General features: G+C 40.1%; 15 protein-coding genes. 10 read left to right on the top strand and 5 right to left on the bottom strand.

Annotated elements, in window-relative coordinates:
- Positions 1-146 precede the first annotated feature (146 nt).
- Together BV375_RS06730 and BV375_RS06735 are read right to left on the bottom strand one after the other, a co-directional pair.
- On the bottom strand, positions 147-893 hold the full coding sequence (locus BV375_RS06730) for a gamma-glutamyl-gamma-aminobutyrate hydrolase family protein (protein WP_086758601.1): 747 nt from the start codon (positions 891-893) through the stop codon (positions 147-149).
- The gene (locus tag BV375_RS06735; RefSeq protein WP_243713863.1) at positions 886-4,434 is read right to left on the bottom strand and encodes an NB-ARC domain-containing protein; all 3,549 of its coding nucleotides are present in this window, start codon (positions 4,432-4,434) and stop codon (positions 886-888) included. The genes BV375_RS06730 and BV375_RS06735 overlap by 8 nt, the downstream gene beginning before the upstream one ends.
- 360 nt (positions 4,435-4,794) lie before the next feature.
- Between BV375_RS06735 and BV375_RS38060 the strand changes: the two genes are divergently transcribed.
- The 3 genes from BV375_RS38060 to BV375_RS06750 all read left to right on the top strand — a co-directional run bounded on the left by BV375_RS38060 (position 4,795) and on the right by BV375_RS06750 (position 6,080).
- Positions 4,795-5,151, top strand: a complete 357-nt coding sequence (locus BV375_RS38060; RefSeq protein ID WP_243713864.1) for a hypothetical protein — start codon at positions 4,795-4,797, stop codon at positions 5,149-5,151.
- A 114-nt stretch (positions 5,152-5,265) separates the two neighbouring features.
- The gene (locus BV375_RS06745; protein ID WP_086758603.1) at positions 5,266-5,502 is read left to right on the top strand and encodes a hypothetical protein; all 237 of its coding nucleotides are present in this window, start codon (positions 5,266-5,268) and stop codon (positions 5,500-5,502) included.
- A 143-nt stretch (positions 5,503-5,645) separates the two neighbouring features.
- Positions 5,646-6,080 carry a hypothetical protein gene (locus BV375_RS06750; protein WP_086834861.1) on the top strand — a complete coding sequence of 145 codons (435 nt, stop codon included), beginning with the start codon at positions 5,646-5,648 and terminating at the stop codon, positions 6,078-6,080.
- A 100-nt stretch (positions 6,081-6,180) separates the two neighbouring features.
- Here BV375_RS06750 and BV375_RS06755 read toward each other — a convergent pair whose 3' ends face one another.
- Complete coding sequence (locus tag BV375_RS06755) at positions 6,181-7,248, bottom strand: DPP IV N-terminal domain-containing protein (protein ID WP_086758606.1); 1,068 nt, start codon at positions 7,246-7,248, stop codon at positions 6,181-6,183.
- 936 nt (positions 7,249-8,184) lie between these two features.
- Here BV375_RS06755 and nifJ point away from each other — a divergent pair.
- Positions 8,185-11,835 (top strand): pyruvate:ferredoxin (flavodoxin) oxidoreductase, encoded by a 3,651-nt coding sequence (gene nifJ / locus BV375_RS06760; protein WP_086758608.1) that lies wholly within the window; start codon positions 8,185-8,187, stop codon positions 11,833-11,835.
- Between the two features lie 511 nt (positions 11,836-12,346).
- Complete coding sequence (locus BV375_RS06765; protein WP_086758611.1) at positions 12,347-13,141, top strand: uroporphyrinogen-III synthase; 795 nt, start codon at positions 12,347-12,349, stop codon at positions 13,139-13,141.
- 644 nt (positions 13,142-13,785) lie between these two features.
- Here BV375_RS06765 and murD read toward each other — a convergent pair.
- Both murD and glyS read right to left on the bottom strand, forming a co-directional pair.
- A complete protein-coding gene (murD, locus tag BV375_RS06770) occupies positions 13,786-15,156 on the bottom strand; it encodes a UDP-N-acetylmuramoyl-L-alanine--D-glutamate ligase (RefSeq protein ID WP_086758614.1) in 1,371 nt (456 codons plus the stop codon).
- 89 nt (positions 15,157-15,245) lie between these two features.
- On the bottom strand, positions 15,246-17,396 hold the full coding sequence (gene glyS / locus BV375_RS06775; RefSeq protein WP_086758616.1) for a glycine--tRNA ligase subunit beta: 2,151 nt from the start codon (positions 17,394-17,396) through the stop codon (positions 15,246-15,248).
- A 160-nt stretch (positions 17,397-17,556) separates the two neighbouring features.
- Here glyS and BV375_RS06780 point away from each other — a divergent pair, with 160 nt between their 5' ends.
- The 5 genes from BV375_RS06780 to BV375_RS06800 all read left to right on the top strand — a co-directional run bounded on the left by BV375_RS06780 (position 17,557) and on the right by BV375_RS06800 (position 23,301).
- Positions 17,557-18,627, top strand: coding sequence for a WD40 repeat domain-containing protein (locus tag BV375_RS06780; protein WP_086758618.1), 1,071 nt, complete (start codon positions 17,557-17,559; stop codon positions 18,625-18,627).
- Between the two features lie 642 nt (positions 18,628-19,269).
- A complete protein-coding gene (locus BV375_RS06785; protein WP_086758620.1) occupies positions 19,270-20,142 on the top strand; it encodes a PEP-CTERM sorting domain-containing protein in 873 nt (290 codons plus the stop codon).
- Positions 20,139-20,987 (top strand): cyanoexosortase A, encoded by an 849-nt coding sequence (gene crtA / locus BV375_RS06790; protein WP_086758623.1) that lies wholly within the window; start codon positions 20,139-20,141, stop codon positions 20,985-20,987. Before BV375_RS06785 ends, crtA begins: the two co-directional genes overlap by 4 nt.
- A gap of 371 nt (positions 20,988-21,358) precedes the next feature.
- Positions 21,359-22,048, top strand: a complete 690-nt coding sequence (locus tag BV375_RS06795) for an HpsJ family protein (protein WP_086758625.1) — start codon at positions 21,359-21,361, stop codon at positions 22,046-22,048.
- 323 nt (positions 22,049-22,371) lie between these two features.
- Positions 22,372-23,301, top strand: a complete 930-nt coding sequence (locus tag BV375_RS06800; RefSeq protein ID WP_086758627.1) for a hypothetical protein — start codon at positions 22,372-22,374, stop codon at positions 23,299-23,301.
- The last annotated feature ends 226 nt before the right edge of the window (positions 23,302-23,527 follow it).

Raw genomic sequence — 23,527 nt, forward strand, 5'->3', positions numbered from 1 at the left:
GCGAACATCGGCGATAGGTAAAATTTACCATTTTGCCTATTCACGCAACAACGCCCCTTTGTGGTAGAAAATTTAAACCACAAAGACACAAAGATTAAAATGATTACAAATGCAGAATATTAATAAAGCAAGCATTTAAAGTTAATTCAAGCTGTTAGTAAACTTTGTTTAGTATATGTTGCTTGAACAAAAGCCTGAAAAATTCTTTGATGATTGGGATCGTTAGCAGCTGAAAGCTCCGGATGCCATTGTACGCCAATAGCCCAAGGATGATGCTCGTGTTCTACAGCTTCAATGACTTCATCTTCTAAAGCATGGGCAACAACGCGCCATCCAGATGGTACTTGGTGTACTGCTTGGTGGTGCCAAGAAACTACAGAAATTTGAGTATTTTGTACACAGTCAGCTAAACGACTGGCTGCATTGATCTTCACCATGTGTTCTGTTGGTAAGCGCCTTCCTGGTTCGGGATCTAGACGGTGTAATACTGAATTACCGTATACCTCTGGGACATGGGGAATGAGAGTTCCGCCAGAAGCGACGATGAGAATTTGTAAACCCCGACAAATACCAAATACAGGTAAATGATGCTCAAGGGCAAACTTAGCTAACTGTAGTTCAAAAGCATCGCGATCGCCATCTACAGAATAAATGCTAGGGTGGTCAGAGCCTTTGTACCAAACAGGGTTAATATCTCCACCACCGGAGATGATCAATCCATCTAGCGGTTCTAAAAGCCTCCCAGGCTCGGTTTCTCCTGGCGGTAATAATATGGGAGTGCCGCCAGCGGCACGAACAGCATCAATGTAAGCACTTGGTAAAGAAAATGGTATTGCGTCTTTGCGTCCATAAGTTGTAATCCCAATCAAAGCATTTCGCGATTTTCTACTCATTGTTTTTCTTTGCTCCTAAGGTTTTTAAAGTTTTGATTTGGGCTTCTGTAAGATTCACCACATCTGTTATATCCATACCTTCATAAAGTCGGGGAGATTTCAGTGCTTTCTTCAACTCTCCTGTTTCAGTGTGCCATAGCATAATCGTGCCATCTTCGCTACTACTAGCAAGAGTTTGACCATCAGCACTAAAGATAACAGACCAGATTCTTTCTTGATGTCCAGTTAAAGTATGGTAGAGTTTGGCGGTTTTTATATCCCAAATTTCCACGATTGGGTTTCCCCCTGCACTCGCTATAAAACGGCCTTGAGGACTAAAAGCCACAGTCCGCACCCATCCAGTGTTTCCTTCCAAGGTATGGATACATTTACCTGTAGTTATATCCCAGAGTTTTACGGTGTGGTCTTCACTACCGCTAACTAGGGTATTACCGTCAGGGCTAAAACGCACAGACCGCACCCATCCATTATGGCCAGAAAGGGTATTCAGGCATTTACCTGTATCTACATCCCACAATTTGATTGTGCAATCTTCGCTACCACTAGCTAAGATGCTGCTATCTGGGCTAAAAGTTACAGACCAAAGCCAGTTTTTATGATTCTCTTGAGTTTGGCGGTATTCACCTGTATGAATATTCCAGATTCTTAAAATTTTGTCATCGCCACCACTGGCTAAATAACGACCGTCTGGACTAAAAGCCACAGTCAAAATGCGATCGCAATGATCTATTAAAGTTTTGCGGTGTTGACCAGTTTGAGCATCCCATAATCTGATGGTTTGGTCGTCGCTACCACTGGCAATTAGACTACTGTCAGGACTTAATGCTACGGCGCGGATTCTATTGGTATGTCCTGTTAAAGATTTAGGTTCCCCAGTATCTAAGTTCCAGAGTTTAATGGTTTTATCGTCATTACCACTAATTAAGATATTGCTACTGGGATGAAAAACTAAAGACCAAGCCCAGTCTGTGTAACCTTGAAGAGTTTTGAGACATTCACCTGTGTGAGCATCCCAAAGTTTCACAGTTTTGTCATCGCTACTAGTGATTAAAGTTTTACCTTCAGGATCGGTAAAGGTCACAGACCAAACTTTTTCTGTGTGTTCTGATAAAGTTCGGTGGCGTCTGTTGTTGTAAATATCCCACAAAATTACCTTATGGTCTTCACTGGCACTAGCTAAAATGCGAGAATTGGGTTCGGGGCTAAAAGCTAGCGATCGCACTCTTTGGGTATGACCTTGCAAAGTTTTAAGATATTTGCCGCTATGAATATCCCAGATTCTAATCGTATGGTCATCACTACCACTAGCTAAAATTTTACCATCAGAACTAAAGGCAACTGTACGTACCCGTGCTGTATGTTGTCCTTCCAGAGTTCTCAAATATTTACCAGTTTTCGCATCCCACAAAATAACTGTTCTGTCACTACTACCACTGGCTAAAATTTTGCCATCAGGACTAAATGCTACTCCTCTTACCCAATGAGTATGTTTTTGCAGAATATTCCAACATTCACCAGTATGGATATCCCATAATCTAACTGTTTTATCTTCGCTACTACTAGCTACAGTTTTACCATCTGGGCTAAATGCTACTGACCAAACTCTTTCGGTATGTCCCTCTAATGTTTTTAAACATTGACCAGTTTTGGTGTTCCATAACATGAGGGTTTTGTCATCGCTACCACTAACTAAAATTTCTCCATCAGGGCTAAAAGCTACCGATCTAATCCAATTTGTATGCCCTTCTAAAGTTAGAAGTTGATGGCCATTGGCATCTCGAAGCCGAATTTTACTTTTAGTATCGCCCAAAGCAATTATCGATTTTTTAGGGTTATAGGCCACCGCCAACACAATCCCAAAAGCTTCTGTAAATCGTGATTTGTTTAAATCTGCACCAATAAATTTCACATTGTGTAAATCCGCACCTCGCAGATATGCTTGCCATACAGTTAAATATGACAGATCGAGACCAGATAAATTGTAGTTGTAATAACGTAATAAATTTAAGATATTGCCTACCGCATAACCTTTAGTTAAACTCCTAATTGTCTTATCGTTTTTTTCTAGGAATTTAACTAATTGTTTCTCTATATTGCTAATATTTTTTGCAATGGGCTTGAGAATTAATTGTGTTTGGCAACTCCTGACATAATCTTTAGCAGTAGCCTTAATTAAAGCGTATTGATTAAAAATGTGAAATTTTGTTGAGTTTAACTCTTCAGTAACCTGTCGTACTAGAATCCCAGTCATGTATTCCATCACAACATTTTGCAGAGTGAATCTGCCATCCATAGCTTCGATAAGCGAGCAGCGTTTCAGGTTTTCTAAGGCATTAATGACATCAAGATATATCGGTTTCTCGGCTATATCCTCAAATAATTCATTGACTGAGACTGGTTCGCGATTAATTGCCAACCAGTACATAATTTGTTTTTCTAATTCTGCCAATCGAGCGAATTGCTTATCTAATAAGGTTTCTATACCAACGAAAGGTGTAAGAGCAATTTCTTGTGATAAAAATTCAAAAACGTTACCGCTAAATAAATCTTGAATAAAAGTAGAGACTATTTTTAAGGCTAAAGGATTACCGCTGTATAATCCGATTAACTTTTGCATTTCTTCATCTGTACCAAAAAGTCTTTTGTCTTCTAAGACTTTCATGGCTTCTAAGTCTTTTAAACCTTGTAGTAATAAAGAACGAATTGGTAAATTTTCGCCTTCTTGAACAGCAATTTCTTGAGGTTTTATCCGACTGGTTAACACTAAACAACTTTGATGATGTAACTCACCAATCCGCTGAATTAAAATACTATATTCTTGGTATTCATCACGGTACTGTTCTTGATGCGTTCCATCAGCAAGAATTGATTCAAAATTATCTAATATTAATAAACAACGGTAAGCCCGCAAATATTCAAGCAGAAAGGTAATTTTTTCATTAATATCACCTGTGGTATTAATTTCTTCTTGATTAGATAAAAATTTAATTATGCCATCAAGTAGTGTACCTAGCTTGGGTGTCTCTCTTAGACTGCGCCAGATGATGTAATCAAACTCTGATTTTAATGACTGGGCTAATCTTACAGACAAAGCGGTTTTTCCCAGTCCACCCATTCCCAGCAACGCAATCATCCGACAATGCTCGTTGATTATCCATTGTCTGAGAGCTTCTAATTCCTGAGTGCGTCCGTAAAATGTGACAGTATCGGGTGCTTCTCCTAAATCCTGTTTACTCTCGGCGTTTGTTGTCTGGGCTACTGGTAATGTATTGCTAGAGTAGTCACTGATGAATTCTGGTTTGTATTTAGCAAACAAAGTTACTAACTCAGATTTTTTGCTGACATCAAACGCACGGTAGAGCCTTTCTAAGTATTTTCTGACTGTTACTGGCTTAATGTCTAGAACTTGGGCGATCGCATCGTCGTCTAACTCCCCAGCCAAGACTAGACGCAATACCTCTTGGCGTCGTGGCGTTAGTTTATCGAAGGTTTCGTTCAACTGTTGTTGATTCATCTGGTTTGGTGGCTTTCCACCTAACATAGGAATTAGTGACTGAGAATAGCTTACAGCTTAAAATCTTTTGTGACACCTGTCACTTATACGGAAATTCTGATTTTTCTTTTTTGACACTAAATTTCTTGCCTATAAATTGCCAGATTTCAAGTAAAATTTCAATGGTGAGCCTACTTGACAGCATTGAAATACACATGAGATGATTGTCACACAATACGACACCTAGTCGTAGGGAAAATATAATTAAATTTTTCCTGTCCAGTTACGTAATGCAAATACCCCGGCAGATTCTCACTCACAAAAGTGACAGCCTTCTTTTGAACGCTTAACACATTTTTAATTTCTGATTGAGGGTCTAGCACTGGCTTACCATAAGGTTCCATAACTATGCCCGGAGAAACTAGCCAAGCGAACGAAGTTGACAAAGTTGTGACTCGACTGCTGGTAATTCTCCTTAGTTGTTGGCATGAAACTGGCTATGGTCACGTAGAAATCAAAAGCGAACGAATTAAACGCGATCGAATAGCAGTTACGATCATGGGTTCTACCCATTATCGATATGTCATCAGTAAAGAGGATTTACAACATTGGTGGAGAGAGGAGGAAGAATCGAGTCACGGGACAACTGAATACGAAGTATTAACACAATTGAATAATTATCTGTCTTTCCTAAAAGAATCAGGCATAGTTGTGATGACTAGCCAGTGGAAAGATGAAAAAAATTCAGAGATTTTCAATCCCTAGCCCTGATAAATTGTGATTTTTACAAGGCAGGAAAAGTTAGCTAATTAACTTTTTCTGTCTTATTTTTTAGGGCTAACTTCTAGGCAAAACTAGTAATTGATTGGAGCAAAAACTATGAAAACTCAACAGAATAATAATTTCTTATTTCGGTTAGCATCAAGATTTTTGAAGTACCTGCTACTTTTTACAGTCGGCTTGGCGATCGCCTTTGTGATGTCCACAAGTTTTGGAGCATCTCATTTCATGATGATGCTGCTACCTTTGATTGGACAATGGTTAGGACGATTAGCACTCATCCTCCTATGCTTGTTTGCCGCAGCGATGATTGTAGAGTCCGTAGTTCAAAAATAAGCTAACGGATCTCTAAATTGTACTGCTATTTATTGTTAGGAAATAAATATGCTTTCCTCCTAAAAAAGTTTTAACGCTAAGGAGGGAAGCATTATTTCTAAAACCTACAGAAAGCAGGTATCAATATTTTTAAAGCTACCCGCTTGGTTATCTCACCTCCCAACCAGGTAGCGATCGCAGTTACACAACTCTTGGCAAGTCGTATACAACTCTACTTTCAGTTTATGACAAACATTAACCCAAAAACTGGTTCTCGCAAAAATAATTCTCGCTCCAACGCTTTCAAATCTAGTTCCTATGACGAGATGGAATGGAAAACCTATCACGAACATTGCTACCAAGCTCGTTTGAGCTACATTTTATCTTGTATTGCGATCGCAGCTTCTATTGGGATGAGTTTATTAGCAGCGTTCCTGATGCTTTTTGATAATGCAACTCAGGCGAATGTGACAGCTGTCACAGGATTAATTTCGACTGGATTGTATATTCCCCTGTCTAGGGATGCAAATAAAAAAATCGAGCGCCTGACAAAATTGACTAAAGACTACAGGTTACTGCGTCCCTCAGATGAAATCTAGTTTGAAGGTAGAAAGTCCACAGTCAAAAGTGTGCTCTATTGGCTGTAAGATTCCCGACTTTTCTAAAAAGTCGGGAATCTGAACTTCTTGCGTAAAAAACTTAGATTTTCAGCCGACAAATATGCGATTGTCCATTTTGCAAGCACTCATAAGCTATTTGTTTACCATCAAGCGACCAAACTGGACGTGAATCTCTACCTTTATTGCTAGTTAGTCGAGTTTCACCAGAACCATCAGCGTTCATTAGATAAATATCTGAATTCCCATCCCGGTTAGATTCAAAGACAATTCGTTTACCGTCAGGAGACCAAGCTGGGTTTTGAAATATCCCTTTATTTGTTAGCTGGGTGTTACCAGAACCATCAGCATTAATTACATAAATGTAACCATTGTTCTTAAAAGGTTCAGCGCTAGAATGATAAGCAATCTTCTTGCTATCTGGAGACCAAACTGCGCCTGCATTATTATTTGGATCTTTAGTTAATCGAGTTTGGTTAGAACCATCAGTATTCATCACATAGAGTTCTTCGTTACCATCACGTCCAGAAATAAAGGCAATTTTTTTACCATCTGGCGACCAAGAAAGAACTGAATCATATCCTGGATTATTGGTGATTCTCGTAATATTAGAACCATCATAATTCATCACGTAGATTTCGTAATCATTATTTTCCCGGCGAGAACCAAAGGCAATTTTTTTGCCATCTGGAGACCAAATATAAGGATAATCACCAGCAGGATTTTTAGTTAAATTGGTTTGTCTAGAACCATCAGCATTCATCACATAAACTTCAGGATTGCCATCCCGTCCCGAAAGAAAAGCTATTTTCTTGCTATCTGGCGACCAAACAGGAGAGCGATCCTTGATTTTATTCTTGGTAAGATTCTTTAAGTTTGAACCATCAGTATTCATCACATAGATTTCTTCATTACCAGGATTGTCCAAGCTCATAAAAGCAATTTGCTTGCCATCTGGCGACCACTGCGGTTCTTCAGCAAGCTTAATTTTGGGAGTTAAATCGATTACTTTGCGTTGGACGCTAGGAGATTTTTGAGCAGTAATTTCAGCTTTAGCTGCTGTGAAATTCTTGCTAGCACAGCTACTAAGGCTAAGTAGGGTTCCTAAGAATAAAGTGTAGATGATAGGGCGGTTATTTAAGTTCAACATTATTAGTCACTACAATTATTTTGTAGATGAATTTATTTATCAACTTAATTATCTTGACTATTGAAGCTTCAATTTTGTTCGAGATTTTTCTAAGATTGCTGATAGATAAATAGTCAAAACAAGAAACTCAGCAATACGGTTAGTATTACAACTACAAACTGCAACCAAGCGATTCCGGATTTATTCTCAATAAGTTCATTTGAGAACTGAAGTACTCACTAAGCAAAGTCTCTCATTTGCCGATCGCAAATAAGTTAGGAGCACTATAGGATTTACAAGAATTTGCTACTACCTTGAGTTATACCAATTTCAGAAAAAAATGAGACAGATGCGTAGGTTGGAGAGCCACTCACGTGGGCGGGTTTCCCGACTTGAGTGAAGTGGCGTTTGAACTCAGTGAAACCCAAAAATTATAAGACTTTAGAGTGTTGGGTTTCGTTCCTCAACCTAACCTACATCTACATCAGATTTTTTGTGAAATGGTATTAGATGCCAGGAAAACCCGAAGAATTAATTCTCGAACCTCTACCCCCAAATCACCAATAATTTCCCTAAAATGCATAGCCCAAGGGTTTAGGTTCGCTTGAGTACAAAATTAATATATATAAATTTATATAGAATAGCTTATGAGATAATGATACGGGAATTAGAGATAAATATAGAACTAAAATCTGCCAATAATTTGTGATTTAAATTTGTGCAGAAGCCAGTTCTTTAAAAAAGAATATTTACAAAAACTATTACTTAGAATTGGCCAACTCTAATTCATCTATCCATGTATTCCCCTAATTTTGAGTAGCAGGCAGTTATAAATAAAACCTAGTTGGAAATGGCAGAAAAGAAGAGTCCAAATTATGGACTCTTGACGTTTATTTATGCCCCTCTACTGAGCAATGTGCATATTTTCGCATCTGGCTGACAAGGCAGGAGTAAATGATGAACAAAACCTTTGCTACTATTGACGGGAATGAGGCTGTCTCCCGTATTGCTTACAAATTAAATGAAGTAATTGCCATTTATCCCATCACCCCCTCCTCAACAATGGGTGAATGGGCAGATGCTTGGTCGGCTGAAGGTCGTCCTAACCTTTGGGGTACGGTTCCCAGCGTGGTACAGATGCAAAGTGAAGGTGGCGCGGCTGGTGCAGTACATGGGGCGTTGCAAACAGGCTCCCTGAGTACTACTTTCACCGCATCCCAGGGATTATTGTTGATGATACCCAATCTCTACAAAATCGCTGGGGAATTAACCAGTGCGACAATTCACGTCGCTGCACGTTCTTTAGCTACCCACGCTTTATCTATTTTCGGCGATCATAGTGATGTGATGGCAGCTCGGGCTACAGGCTTTGCGCTGCTGTGTTCGGCTTCGGTGCAAGAGAATCTTGATTTTGCCCTCATCGCCTATGCTGCAACTTTAGAGACGCGAGTGCCGTTTATGCACTTTTTTGATGGCTTCCGCACCTCTCATGAAGTACAGAAAGTAAAACTACTTGCTGATGATGATTTGCGATCGCTCATCAACGACAATCTCATATTAGCCCACCGCAGTCGCGCCCTCACCCCAGACCGCCCAGTATTGCGGGGTACAGCCCAAAATCCTGATATTTACTTCCAAGCCCGTGAAGGCGCTAACCCCTACTACAGCGCCACTCCCGCAATTGTCCAACGCCTCATGGATCAATTTGGCGATCGCACTGGCAGGTATTATCAAATCTATGAATACCACGGCGCACCGGATGCCGAGCGCGTAATTGTGATCATGGGTTCCGGTTGCGAAACTGTCCATGAAACTGTAGATTATCTCAACAACCAGGGCGAAAAAGTCGGTGTCGTGAAAGTTCGACTTTATCGCCCTTTTGATGTAAAAAAATTTGTGGCAGTCTTACCTAATAGTGTAAGAGCGATCGCCGTCCTCGACCGCACCAAAGAACCAGGTAGCGCTGGCGAACCACTTTATTTAGATGTGGTAGCTGCAATTCATGAGGGATGGGGAGCAGGGGAGCAGGGGAGCAGGGGAGGAGAGGAGAGATTATCTTCCTTGTCCCCCTCATCTCCTCCCAAAATCATCGGTGGTCGCTACGGTCTTTCCTCGAAAGAATTTACCCCAGCGATGGTGAAGGGAATATTCGACAACCTCGCCTTATCTACACCGAAAAATCACTTTACTATCGGTATTAATGACGATGTTAGCCATACATCTTTGAATTTTGACCCTAACTTTTCCACTGAACCAGATAATGTTGTCCGGGCAATGTTTTATGGATTAGGTTCCGATGGTACAGTGGGGGCTAACAAAAATTCCATCAAGATTATTGGGGAAGAAACCGACAACTACGCCCAAGGTTACTTTGTCTACGACTCCAAGAAATCTGGCTCAATGACCGTTTCTCACCTGCGCTTTGGCCCCCAGCCAATTCGTTCAACTTATTTAATTGACAAAGCCAACTTTATTGGTTGTCATCATTGGGGATTTTTGGAACGAATTGATGTTCTCAAAGCTGCGATTCCAGGGGCGACTATTTTAGTCAACAGTCCCTATGAAGCGGATGCGGTTTGGGAACATTTACCTGGGAGAGTGCGGCAGCAAATTATTGAAAAGCAGCTAAAATTATACACGATTAATGCTAGCCAAGTTGCTCGTCAAAGTGGCATGGGCGGCAGAATTAACACGATTATGCAGGTGTGCTTCTTTGCCTTAGCTAATGTTTTACCACAACAAGAAGCCATAGCCAAAATCAAACAAGCGATTGAGAAAACCTACGGTAAGAAAGGCGCGGAAGTTGTCCGCATGAACTTGCAAGCCGTAGACCAAACACTAGAAAATCTTCATGAGGTGAAAGTCAAATATGAGGAGCAAGGAAAATGGATAGATGAGGAAGCATACATCCAAAATCCTTTCCCCATCGCTGCCCCGGAGTTTGTGCGCGACGTTCTTGGTAAAATCATGGCATGGGAAGGTGATGATTTACCTGTAAGTACACTACCCCCGGATGGTACATTCCCCACAGGTACAACCAAGTGGGAAAAACGCAACGTAGCCGAAGAGATTCCTGTATGGGATGCGGATGTCTGCGTTCAATGCGGAAAATGTGTGATGGTATGTCCTCACAGCGCCATCCGCGCTAAGGCGTATGAATCTAGTGAATTAGTTAATGCACCGACAAGCTTTAAATCAGTTGATGCCAAAGATCGGGACTTTGCCAATCAAAAATTTACCATTCAGGTAGCCCCAGAAGATTGTACAGGCTGCGTCATCTGTGTGAATGTCTGCCCAGCCAAAAATAAATCTGAACCATTGAAAAAAGCCATTAACATGGGAAAGCAGCTACCTTTGCGGGAACAAGAACGCAAAAACTGGGATTTCTTTTTAAGTTTGCCCAATCCCGACCGCAGACAACTAAAACTCAACCAAATTCGCCAACAACAACTGCAAGAACCATTATTTGAATTTTCCGGTGCTTGTGCTGGTTGTGGTGAGACACCCTATTTAAAATTATTGACACAACTGTTTGGCGATCGCGCAGTCATTGCCAATGCTACTGGTTGTTCTTCCATCTACGGCGGAAATTTACCCACAACCCCCTGGACAACTAACGCTGAAGGAAGAGGCCCAGCCTGGTCTAATAGTTTATTTGAAGATAACGCCGAATTTGGTTATGGCTTCCGCCTCTCTTTAGATAAGCAAGCGGAGTTTGCAGCGGAATTGCTGCAACAATTTAGCGGTGAAATTGATGATAATCTGATTCAGTCTATCCTCAACGCTACGCAAAACACCGAAGCTGACATTTGGGAACAACGAGAACGGGTGGCGTTGTTGAAAAAACGGCTAGATGAAATCATCAATTCCTCATCAGATTTCAATCTAAAATCTAAAACTTGTACTGAGCGAAGTCGAAGTATCCAAAATCTCAAATCCCTTGCAGATTACCTCGTCAAGAAAAGCGTCTGGATTGTTGGCGGTGACGGCTGGGCGTATGATATTGACTTTGGCGGTATCGATCATGTTTTAGCCAGCGGTCGCAATGTGAATATCTTGGTCATGGATACAGAGGTATATTCCAACACAGGCGGACAATCATCAAAAGCCACCCCAAAAGCAGCAGTAGCGAAATTTGCCGCCAGTGGTAAGCCTGCGCCCAAGAAAGATTTAGGTTTAATCGCCATGACCTACGGAAATATCTACGTAGCAAGTGTAGCTCTTGGTGCCAGAGATGAACATACTCTAAGAGCGTTTTTGGAAGCAGAAGCTTTTGATGGCCCATCGTTGATTATTGCTTACAGCCATTGCATCGCCCACGGCATCAACATGACCACAGGGATGAATCACCAGAAATCTTTGATAGAATCAGGGCGGTGGTTGCTGTATCGGTATAATCCTGAGTTGCACAAAGATGGTAAAAATCCCTTGCAATTGGATATGAAAGCGCCTAAGCAGCCTGTAGAGCAATCAATGTATCAAGAAAATCGCTTCAAAATGCTGACTAAGAGTAAGCCAGAAGTTGCGAAACAATTGCTAGAACAAGCGCAAGCGGAAGTAGATGCGCGTTGGCAGATGTATCAATATTTAGCAAATAGAAATGAGTAATGGGTTCTTGCTTCTTACCTATTATCACAATTTTGACTAGTACCTGGCGGCGTAAATAAAGCTGCCATTGTAGTCTGAATTAACTTCAGGGTTCCCAGAATCAACTTCAGGGTTGACGTTTCCGTGTTTCGCGTACTCTGAAATAGACCACACTGTAGGGGCACGGCACCAGTAAGATTATTGTATGTACCAGAAGATTGTGGATGCCGTGCCCCTACTTTGGATGTGTGGTTCAAATGCATGAAAACTTCTGTAATTCAATGTGAGGTTGCATATTAACGCCCTGCGCCAAGCGCACGCTACGCAAACAGGAACCAGAAGCCTTGTCATTTACCTACATCTTTTAAAATCTCTGGCTGATGCGAAAAATAGATTTTTATTGCTGCGTTAGTGGTGAAAAAATTATAGTTCAACTACGAAGAAACTAAGAAAAAAAAGTCTTCTATGCTAAGATTTGGGTTTGTTTTCTATCAACTTTAACAAACGCAAATTGCTAACTCCATCTACCCAAATGCCTTTATATGGCAAAAGAATACTAGTGACAGCACCAAGAAATTACGCTTCTAGGTTGTCTGAAGAAATCGTCAAAAAGGGTGGTTTACCATTACTTATGCCAACTATCGAAACCACTCTGTTAACAGATAACGCTGAGTTAGATGCTGTTTTAAAAAATATAAATCAATTTAACTGGATTGCATTCACCAGTAGAAACGGTATTACTGCATTTTTTCATCGCTTAAATGTTTTGGGTATCCCGACATCTGCGCTAGAAAACTGTCAACTATGTGCCATTGGCAAAGACGCAGAATTATTATTATCTGTTTGTGGAAGAGTTGATTTGATACCGAAAGAATCTAGCCCAGCCGGAATTGTGGCTGAATTCTCTCAAATTCCTCATATTCATGAGCAAAAAGTACTAGTACCATCTCCAGAAGTTGTGGGTATCTCAGAGCCTAATGTTGTCCCAGATTTTATTGCAGATTTGCAAACATTGGGTATACAGGTAACTCGCGTTCCTACCTATATTACTCGCTGTTTAGATAAAGAAATTTATGCAGTTGAATTAGACTTACTTCGTCAAGGAATGATAGATGTAATTGCTTTTAGTAGCACAGCAGAAGTAGAAAGCTTTTTGACAATGATCAACTCGAACAATGATTATCAGCGTTGTATTGTTGCTTGTTTTGGCCCTTATACAACTGCTAATGCCCAAAAGTTAGGTGTAAATGTCTCTATATTGTCACAAGACTATAGCTCATTTGCAGGATTTGCGGATGCGATCGCGCAATTTTTTGATGAAAAATAAGATTCCCAAGTTCTTGTAGGATAGTGCTGGTTAATAAGGTGCCTTACCCATCATTTAACGGCAAAACAACAATTTCACAAATGCGATCGCTTAATAAAATTGTCTCTTAAAACTTTTGAAAACGTTTGCGTTTGTTACTTAGTATTGGTAACATTCAGGGAAAAGGTTTGGTAACTAACCAAACCTTGTAATATAGAAGTGAAAGACTCAATTCAATTAAATCATCCTTATTATTCTGAGTACATCTACCTTTAGGATGTATGCATATATGGTAAAAACTGATATTAGAGGTGCTTTCTAGTCTTTTGTAGTTGTCTTTTGCAAAGCTGTGGATTAGATGAGCGAGCAAAGCGTCCAAGCCAGAAAAACTCGCCAACTGAATTGACTTACAGAAGCACATGGCAAGTGCTAATACCAATTTTTTATGAAGCTGCATAGAATTCGATCCCCCCTAGCCCCCCTTATAAAGGGGGGAGCCAGAAAAACTATCAAAGTCCCCCTTTTTAAGGGGGATTTAGGGGGATCTAAATATGTGCAACTTCACATTAAATTGGTATAAGCCACTAAACCTCTACTCAAGACTCAGCAACGCCAGTTGTTTCAAGTCGGCAGAGCCTGCCCAACGCACTGGCTCCTCAGCGCTACTAATTTCCTACCCAATCTAGACAAAGCTGACGGAAATGATCGCCGCGCACTTCAAAATTGGAATACTGGTCAAAACTGGCGCAAGCAGGAGATAGCAACACTACAGAAGCTTGGTACTTTTTGGCTAATTCTGCTGATTTAGGGATTGCTTTTTCCATCGTTTCCACGATTTCATAATTAGAATACCCTACCTCTTGCAGACGTTGGGCAAACGCAGGTGCAGCGTTACCAATCAATAATACGGCGGCGGCTTGCGCTTGAATTTTTGCTAACCAGCCTGTGTCATCACCAGCTTTGGCTTCTCCTCCAGCAATCAAAATAGCTGGACTTTTCACAGATGCTAATCCGACTTCCGCAGCATCGTAGTTGGTAGCTTTACTGTCGTTGATAAAATCAATTCCTTCCCAAGTGCAGATATGTTCTAAACGATGGGCTACGCCTGGAAATTCTCGAATTGCACGGGAAATGGCATCGCGATTAATTTCTGCTAACCGCGCCGCTGCAACTGCCATTAATAGATTTTGTTGGTTATGTTCTCCTACCATCCGCAAAGCAGACACTTCCACAATAGGTTCTGGTGTGGAGGTTGCAGACAATTTTTCTATAACCCAACCATCTTCGATATAAAAACCCTTGTCGCCAATCAGGTAATCTTTACCTTTTACACTTGTCCAATAGGCATCAGGCCAATCACTCAAACCCACTTTACCCAAGTAGGCATCATTGCCATTGAACACTTGCAATTGAGATTTTTGCAACAGTTTGGCTTTGATGTTGTAGTAATTATCTAAAGTCTTGTGGCGGCTGAGGTGATCTGGTGTGAAAGTTGTCCAAACACCAATCCGAGGGGACAGAGTTACAGATGATTCGATTTGATAACTACTGATTTCTCCAATCACCCAATCAGGAAGTTTTTCGGCTAAGGCAACTTCGCAGGCTGCGTAGCCAATGTTACCGCAGGCAGGGGCGTCTAAGCCAGCAGCTTGAAAAATCGCCGCAATCAAAGCAGTGGTGGTAGTTTTACCATTAGTGCCAGTAATTCCTACCCAGGGTAGAGATTGCAAATATTGCCATGCAAGCTCCATTTCCCCAATAGTTTCAATCCCTAATTCTCGTGCTTTGACTAATACAGGAATATCCCAAGGCACACCAGGACTGACAACTATTAATTGCGGTAAATCGGCATCATTGAATTCTAGGGTATTCCCTAGTTTCACAGTTATGTTTTCTGTAGCGAGTTCTTGTTGTTGTTTCAGGAGGGTTTCGGAGGTGTTGCTATCACTTAGCTCCACCTCCCAGCCTTCCCTTTGCAACAATCTCGCCGCAGCAATACCGGATTTTCCTAATCCAATGACAGCAGCTCTTGGCATAGATTGATATGTAGCAGAGGACCCTGGTTAAGCACTACTGATCGTAGCGTCTATTGGCAAAAATTACACCTGATTTTTGTTTATTTAGACTACAAATTTTTGACGATCGCACCAAAGTCAGCTAAAACACGGGCATGATTACGTAGTAATCCCAATAAATTTAACCGATTGCACTTAATTTCTGGATCGGGATCCATCACTAAAACACTATCAGCACCATCAAAAAAGCTACTAACAGTAGGAGCAATTTTACTTAATGCTGTTACTAACAGCTGATAATTTCTAGATTGCTGTGCTGCCTGTGTTTGGGGTACTAATTCCACTAAAGCATTGTAAAAAGCTGCTTCCGAAGGCTTTTGGAATAGTTCTTGACGAACTAAGGTAGTTGGTTCCAACTGTTGTGTATCCAAATCTCCTTGAGTTGCTAAACGCGTCGAACGGTTAACGGTTTCATAGATGGTATCTAAAGTACCATCGCGGCGAATTTGTTGTAAGTATAAGGCGCGATCGCGGACATCTAATAAATCTTTTAATGCCCGTTCGGTATATTCGGGATCATTCTCTCCTAAAACTGCATTTACTAGGTCATAATCAATCTGTTTTTCTTCTTGCAGCAAGGTACGGATACGTTGGAGGAAAAATTCTCGCAAGTTTGTAATTAATTGCGATTTATCTTTGTGATATGTTGCCACAAAATCTGCGGTAATTTGCTCTAATAAATCAGCTAAATTGATGGGTAGATTAGCTGACCATGTAATGTTAATTACCGCATTCGCCGCTCGACGTAAGGCAAAAGGATCGGAAGAACCGCTAGGTATTAAACCGAGTCCAAAAATACTTACTAATGTGTCTAATCTGTCCGCTAAACCAACAACTTGACCTGTAAGAGTTTCGGGTAAAATATCATCGGCTCCTCTGGGCAAATAATGCTCAAAAATGCCTCTAGCAACTTCTGCTGTCTCACCACTGGCTAAAGCATACTTTTCTCCCATTACACCTTGTAATTCGGGAAATTCATAGACCATTTGGGTTACAAGGTCAGCTTTACATAGCAATGCGGCTCTTTGGATATTTTGGCGCTGATTTTCTGGCAATTGCAGTTGGTTAGTTATTTGCTCAGCAATCTTGATGATGCGATCTACCTTTAGCCGTAAAGAACCCAAGTCTTCTTGAAAAGTGACTTTTTCTAATTGTGGTAAAAAGCTTTCTAAAGGCTTGGCTAAATCAGTTTTATAGAAAAACTGCCCATCAGCTAATCTGGCTCTGATGACTCTTTCATTACCCACAGCAATAATATCGGCTTTGCTGGGATCGCCGTTAGATATAGTGATGAAATTAGGCAATAATTCTTTGCTATTTTCAGCTTTGAATACTGGAAAATAACGCTGGTGGCTCACCATCACAGTGGTAATCACCTCAGTCGGCAAGTTTAAAAATTCGGCTTCAAATCTACCCACAACCGTGGAAGGATACTCTACTAAGTTAGTAACTTCCTCTAATAAATCGGGGTAGATTTCCGTATAGCCATTTAACTTTTGGGCTGATGACTTGACTTGCTCTTGAATAGTAGTTGCGCGTTCCTGGGGATCAACTACAACATAGTCAGAGTGAAGAGTGGTAACATAATCTTTAGCTTGGGGAATTGTTACCGTTTCTGGATGTAGGACACGATGACCGCGAGAAATGCGATCGCTTTTCACTATCTTGGAAGCATTCACTAATTCAATTGGCAGTACCTCTGCATCTAACAAAGCTACCAGCCAGCGAATTGGGCGGGAAAATCTTACATCCCCATCACCCCAGCGCATCAATCGCTTACCTTCTAAACCAAAAATCCACTGGGGAATTAGTTCGGTTAAAATATCTGCCACTGGACGACCGGGAATGCTTTTGTTCACAAACACAAAATCGCCCTTGTCAGTGGGTCGAATTTGTAGCGCCTCGATTTCTACACCTTGCTTTTTCGCAAAACCGACAGCCGCGGGTGTAGGTTTACCATCTTTAAAAGCTGCTTGTGCAGGGGGTCCTTTAACTTCCTCTTCCCGGTCTGGTTGTTGGGATGGTAGACCTTGGATGAGTACTGCCAAACGCCGGGGAGTACCATAAACTTCGACAGTGTCGCTAGTCAGGCTGTTTGTTAAAAGACTTTGGGGAATGAGCGATCGCCACTGTACTATAGCATCACGGAGAAAGCTTGCAGGTAGTTCTTCTGTACCAACTTCTAATAAAAATGCAGGCATAGGACAATATTTTGTAAAACAGCCAGTTTCAACAGTTTACCTCGCCGATTATGCTGACGGGTTGACTTTTGCTTCTGTACTTTCCAGACTAGTTTTCCGATTTTTGCCAGTGGTCTTGTGTTGACTAAATATACCAGACAGATTGATCTACTTAGCACAAATGAAATCGCATCTCTTAATTTGGAAAGCCTTCACAGCAGCAACTTTGACATTATCTACTGTTGTCAGCCCCATTAATTTAACTCCCGTCACCGCTAACCCTACACCCAAAACTCAGCAACTTAATCAGCTAATTTTCACCCTATCTGGCCATACAGCGCCAATTCGCACCATAGCCCTCAGCGCTGACGGGCAAATTTTAGCCAGTAGCGGTGACGATCAAACAATCAAAGTGTGGAACCCAACAAATGGAGTTTTACTCGCTACTTTCAAGGGAAACTCCGATGGAGTAAATTCTGTTGCGATTACTCCAGATGGACAAGCATTAGCCAGCGCGAGTTATGACAAGACAATTAAGTTGTGGAACCCAAAAACTGGAAAGTTAATCCGCACCCTGACTGGACATACAAATCAGGTAACCAAAGTTGTCTTTAGTCCCGATGGCAAAACTTTGGTATCTGCGAGTTATGACAAGACAATAAAGCTATGGAACCCGAAGACTGGGCAATTAATTCGTAGCTTAAAACCTGGGAAAATTTCCACAGCTATTGTGATTAGTCCTGATAGCAAAACTCTGTTTAGCGGTCTTGAAGATGGCAGAATTCAGTTATGGAACCTCAGTACAGGAAAACTGCTGCGAACCTTGATTCCGCCTCGTCCCGTAAATCCGACATTTCCCAATCAAAGAGCATCTGGTGTTGTGTCTCTTGCCATCAGTCCTGATGGACAAACCCTGATAAATGGTGGTTACAATGATGCTCATCAGTCACTTCAAGAAACTGACGGAACAAATGTTAAGGTGTGGAACCTGAAAACCGGGAAACTAATTCACAACTTCTCTGTTGGTATTGGTAGTATTAATAGCGTTGTAATTAGTCCTGATGGCAAAACTTTTGCTACTGGTGGTTATTCCCATAAAGTCGAGTTATGGGATTTAAAAACAGCAAAATTAGTGAATCAGTTGAGTGGTCATGCTGGTGGGATTTATGCTTTAGCCATGAGCAAAGATGGTAAAACTCTCATCAGTGGTAGTGGCGACAAGTCGATTAAGGTGTGGCGGGTTTCGCCTTAGATATTGAGGTCATGGAAAACGCTGCGATCGCAATTATCTAAGAAGCGATCGCATTTTATTTTCAGTTTTCAACATACAGGACATAATGCAATACGCTTCAGGTAAAATGTCTTGTCTCTGTATTTATGCGTTGGTCAATATGTAAAATCTATAAGTGGTTACGCAAATTTATTTATGTCATTGCGAGCGAAATGAAATGTAGCGAAGCAATCTCCAAAACCCTGCGATTGCTACCCTGCGGGAAGCCACTTCGTGTCTACATTTCGCTTCGCTCAATTCGCAATGACAAATGTATATTTAATTTTGCTCGACTACTTAAGACCTACTCTTGAGGGTTTGTTTAGCTCGGTTATTACGGATATAAAATTATAGCAAATTTTACTTTTATAGTCTAAATTAGCCAGTTTTTCGGTTAATCGCATATAATGTTGCGTTATAAATTACACAATCTTAACTGGAGCATTCCCTACCTGAAAGCGATAAACCTTAAACAAAAAGTGATATTTTAGACTTTTTACACAAGAGTTTTCATTTACGTAGGTTACAGGCGTAAGTGTATAGCAGCTTTGCGCTCTTACTATCACCTTCTATTTAATACGTTTGCAAATGGCCGTAATTACTTATATGGACAAATAAATCATTATGAGAAACAAAATAATAGCTTTTACAGTGGGATTGACCATGCTGCTAACAGCTAACCGCAGCATAGCTGGTGTCATCACACTTTATGATGGATCATCTAATGTCACACCCGATCAATACAACTCACCATCGCCTTGGCTAAGTTTTACCACTTTTAGGTATAACGGATCTACTTTTACTCCATTTGCGCCTGTGGGTACACAGAGCGCAACTGGTGGTGTGACCACATTAGATAGCACTACCAGTAACAATGACAGTATATATGCTGGCTACAGCAACTATAAGGTGTCATCTTTCTCCCCTGTAGGTATAAGCAAAGTTAACCCAGCATTTCCTACACTGGATCGAAATGCTGGTTACACACTCAGTTTTACCATGAAAATTAATACCGAAGCCGATACTTCAGATGCAACTCATCCCCGTGCTGGCTTCAGTGTCTTAGTTCTCAGTAGTGACAAGCAAGGTATAGAAATAGGTTTTAGAAGTAGTGAGATTTTTTCCCAGGCTAATGCAGCTTTTGATACTATTGGCGAACAAGTAACTGGCGTTTCCAGTTTGCTATCAAGCTTGAATACCTATGACTTGAATGTTTCTGGCAACTCCTACACACTAACTAACGGTACTACAACGCTTTTGAACGGTTTGCTACGCGACTACACAGCAGCTACTGGTATTAATGGTCTTGCGAGTCTCGTTTACAACACTCCTAACTATATTTTTCTCGGAGACAATACTACTTCTGCAAGAGCTAGTGTTGACATCCAATCTATCAATTTGACAACTGTACCCTACGAATTTTCACCAACTGCTGGTATTTTGGCATTAGTTGCTGGAGGTGCTGTAAATCATTTGCTGAAAAAGAAAAAGTCATGAAAATATCTGACTTTAATATTGTAGAACAGCTAAAAAAATCTAACTTTTGGCTAACTGCGATCGCTGTTGATTTAACAATCATTCAACTGAGTTTACATTGGAAGTTTAGCTCCAGTGTCGATGCTCTATTTATCAAATCTCTATTTTGGGCAAGTATAGTATATCTGATTGCTAAAAAACAGCATACTCTTAACCTAGAAAGTGATTTATTCTCTACCTTAATTGGCTTATTATTAATTGCTTTAACCCTAATTAAAAGCTTATCTTTATTTTGGTTTGAATCTTCATTCATCAAATTCTCTGCTTTGCTTTCATTCTTAGGGTTAGCTTTAATAGCATCAGGGATTAAAGGATTAAAGCAATATTGGCAAGAATTTATAATTATGGTTTTATCATTTGATGGAATCCTGTTATCATTACTTCCAGCCAAATTTGATATTAGTATATTATCTGCAAAAGCCGCAAATTTTGTACTTTGGTATTTAGGATTTCCCGTTTATCGTCAAGGTATTAATGTCATTCTTCCTACAGGAGCTATTGAAATCTATCCTGGTTGTTCTGGCTTAAATGCTATGTTAATTTTGTTGCAGTTATCGCTAATATTTATACTTGTATTCCCTATTAATATATTTCAGAAATTTCTGTTACCTATTACGGCTGTATTTCTGGCATTTTTCATTAACATTTTTCGCTTAGTATTGATGACTCTGTTAGTAGCAGCCTCTAATGATCAAGGATTTAAATATTGGCATGGAGAACCTGGTAACCAAATATTTTCAACTATCTCAATTTTGGCTTTCGGTTTTATCTGCCATTGGATATTAAAAGAAAAGAAACCAGTATGACAAAAGATGCAGAAATAAAAACAGAGAAAATCTGCAACCAACATATTTACAATATTCGCACCGATTGCTACCTTGGTTACTTGGACAGCAAATTCTTTTAGCTAGGCGCTGTATATGGGCAAGTTTATTCACCTCTATCAATAAATTTGACGATTATACTGCCTATAAATTTTTAGAAAAAGCTTGGTTATAAGTAGGTCGGCGTGAATATTTATCGTTGGGATGAGGCAGAAGGCAAAAGGCAGGAGGGTTTAAGCCTATTTGATTTTTCAAAACATAGTTTTGTTTTTCCACACCGTTCTACTTATTGTTATGCTTGGTGACGTTATCACTTTCTTAAACGTTAGATTTTACAACTTATATAAATATTTATGAATCAATTAGAAAAAGATTATTGGCCTTCTATTTTTACATTACGTTTTTTAGGTTATATTTTATTAATTTTAGCTGCTATTGATGTGATTAATATTTTAATTCCATTTAGATTTACTAATCCTGTTTGGGAATTTCAAATAATAGGGGCATTAGTAGAACATGCGCCTTTGCCTTTAATCGGCTCGACATTTGTATTTTTTGGAGAAAAAGATTACCGAAATAAAATAGAAGTTTGTATATTAAATTTTCTCTCTTGGGCTGCACTATTAGGAGGTTGTTTATTCTTCTTATTATTGCCTTTAGGAATTAATGATACCTGGCGGATAAATAATCAAAACTATGTGCAAATTACGAATCAAACAGCACAACAGATGACCCAAATACTCCAAGCTAAAGCATTATTAAATAAAGCGAAAAGTAATGAAGATTTAAATCGAATTTTCAAATCTTTAAATCCTCAAAGGAATACACCTGAGTTAAAGAATCCGCAAGAAGTAAAAACTCAACTACTATCACAAATTGGGCAATTAGAAAAAAACATAAATAATCAAGCGCAAGTAACACACAGTAATACTCGCAAAGAACTTATCAAAAATTCTGTCAAATGGAATTTGGGTGCTTTAGTTTGTTCATTTGCCTTTGTTTGGATTTGGCAGGCTACAGACTGGGCGCGTCTACCCTGGTGAAAGAAGAGAGTAAGGGGATAAAACCCCATATAAGACCTAAGAAGATGTTTATAAAGTCTAAATTAATATAAAACCAGGTGAATATAATTCGCCCAAAACTTTTACAACATCCTCTCCAGGGTAGGGCTTCAAATTCGGAAGCATTGAAACTTGCTTAGTACCTCTTAACTTATTGACAAATTATACATTTCTTGTGTGAGGCATAAGACTTCAGGCTTGTGGATGAGTAATGTACCAAGTTTTGTGATAATTTGCGATCGCTTCCGAATTATTTAGCTGACAAGTTGGATTCTAGATGTGATGTCATTTAGAGATCTACTAAGATGCCTACCGATTATGTTCTCTTTGTTCACGGAGTCAAAGTTCATGACTCAAAGGAATTTGAGAGATTATCCACCATCTTGCTGAATCGCATTCGGGACTCTATTAGCGATAAATCTAGAGTTGTAACGCCAATTTTCTTCTTCTGGGGGGATCTGAATTTGGCAGCACAAAAGGAATTAGTAGCAGGATTAACAGCATCACCAAAGTGGAGCGATTTTTGGTTTAGAGATTTTCGGACAGAGCAGATTCTTGAATTTGTAGGTGATGCAGCGCTTTACTTGAGTCGGCACGTTGGCACACAAGTGGTACAACGATTTCGGGAGAAGGGTTTGGGTGTGCTAAAAGGTGGTAACACAAGCGATCGCCTACATATAATTACTCATAGTTGGGGTACTGTCATCTTATTTGACATTCTCTTCGCTCGTCGCTGGGAAGACCCAATCTTGGATGTTGAAGTTCGTAACAGCGTCAAAGAACTTCGTAATGTCCTCTTTGGCTTAGATCCCAATCCTCAATCGGGAATTCCATTAGCTAGTATCCACACTATGGGTTCACCATTGGCACTGTTCAGTCTGCTGAATATCAGTGGCAATGTCAACGGAGTCAGTACCCACGATCTCACTCCTGATCTCAGCAGACTTTTGGCAAATTTATATACATTGCGGCAAAAACCTCTTCCTTGGCGTAATTTCGCTCATCCTGGCGATCCCATTGCCTACCCAATAGAAGGGCTGAAGCGAATGCTTTTAGATAGCAGCACGGCCTACGTAGATATCCAAGATGTGATTTCTGAACAAGGTAACATCTTTAACCGTCCATTTAGCCAAAAATTAGTTCCATTATTGTGGGGTGGGGAAGCACATGGCAGTTACTGGGATAATCCATTAGTTGGTAAAACCATTAGTGAAATAATTCGTGCAGCCGTTTAGTTAAATATCCAGTGGCGTAAACGCCACTGAAAAATCACGTTTGATTCTGTACCTAATAGCTACTTTCTACAGGATATGATTTTGCGATTAACTTTAGGTTTATCTTTCATCTACTAATTTTTAGCAACTTTAATAGTTAAACCTGTGGCAAATTTTATATAAAAATATAAAACCAATATAAATAAAATTATTTCAAATTCAATAGGTAACGCCTATTACAGTCCTA

This window comes from Nostoc sp. 106C (assembly GCF_002154725.1).
Taxonomy (GTDB): domain Bacteria; phylum Cyanobacteriota; class Cyanobacteriia; order Cyanobacteriales; family Nostocaceae; genus Aulosira.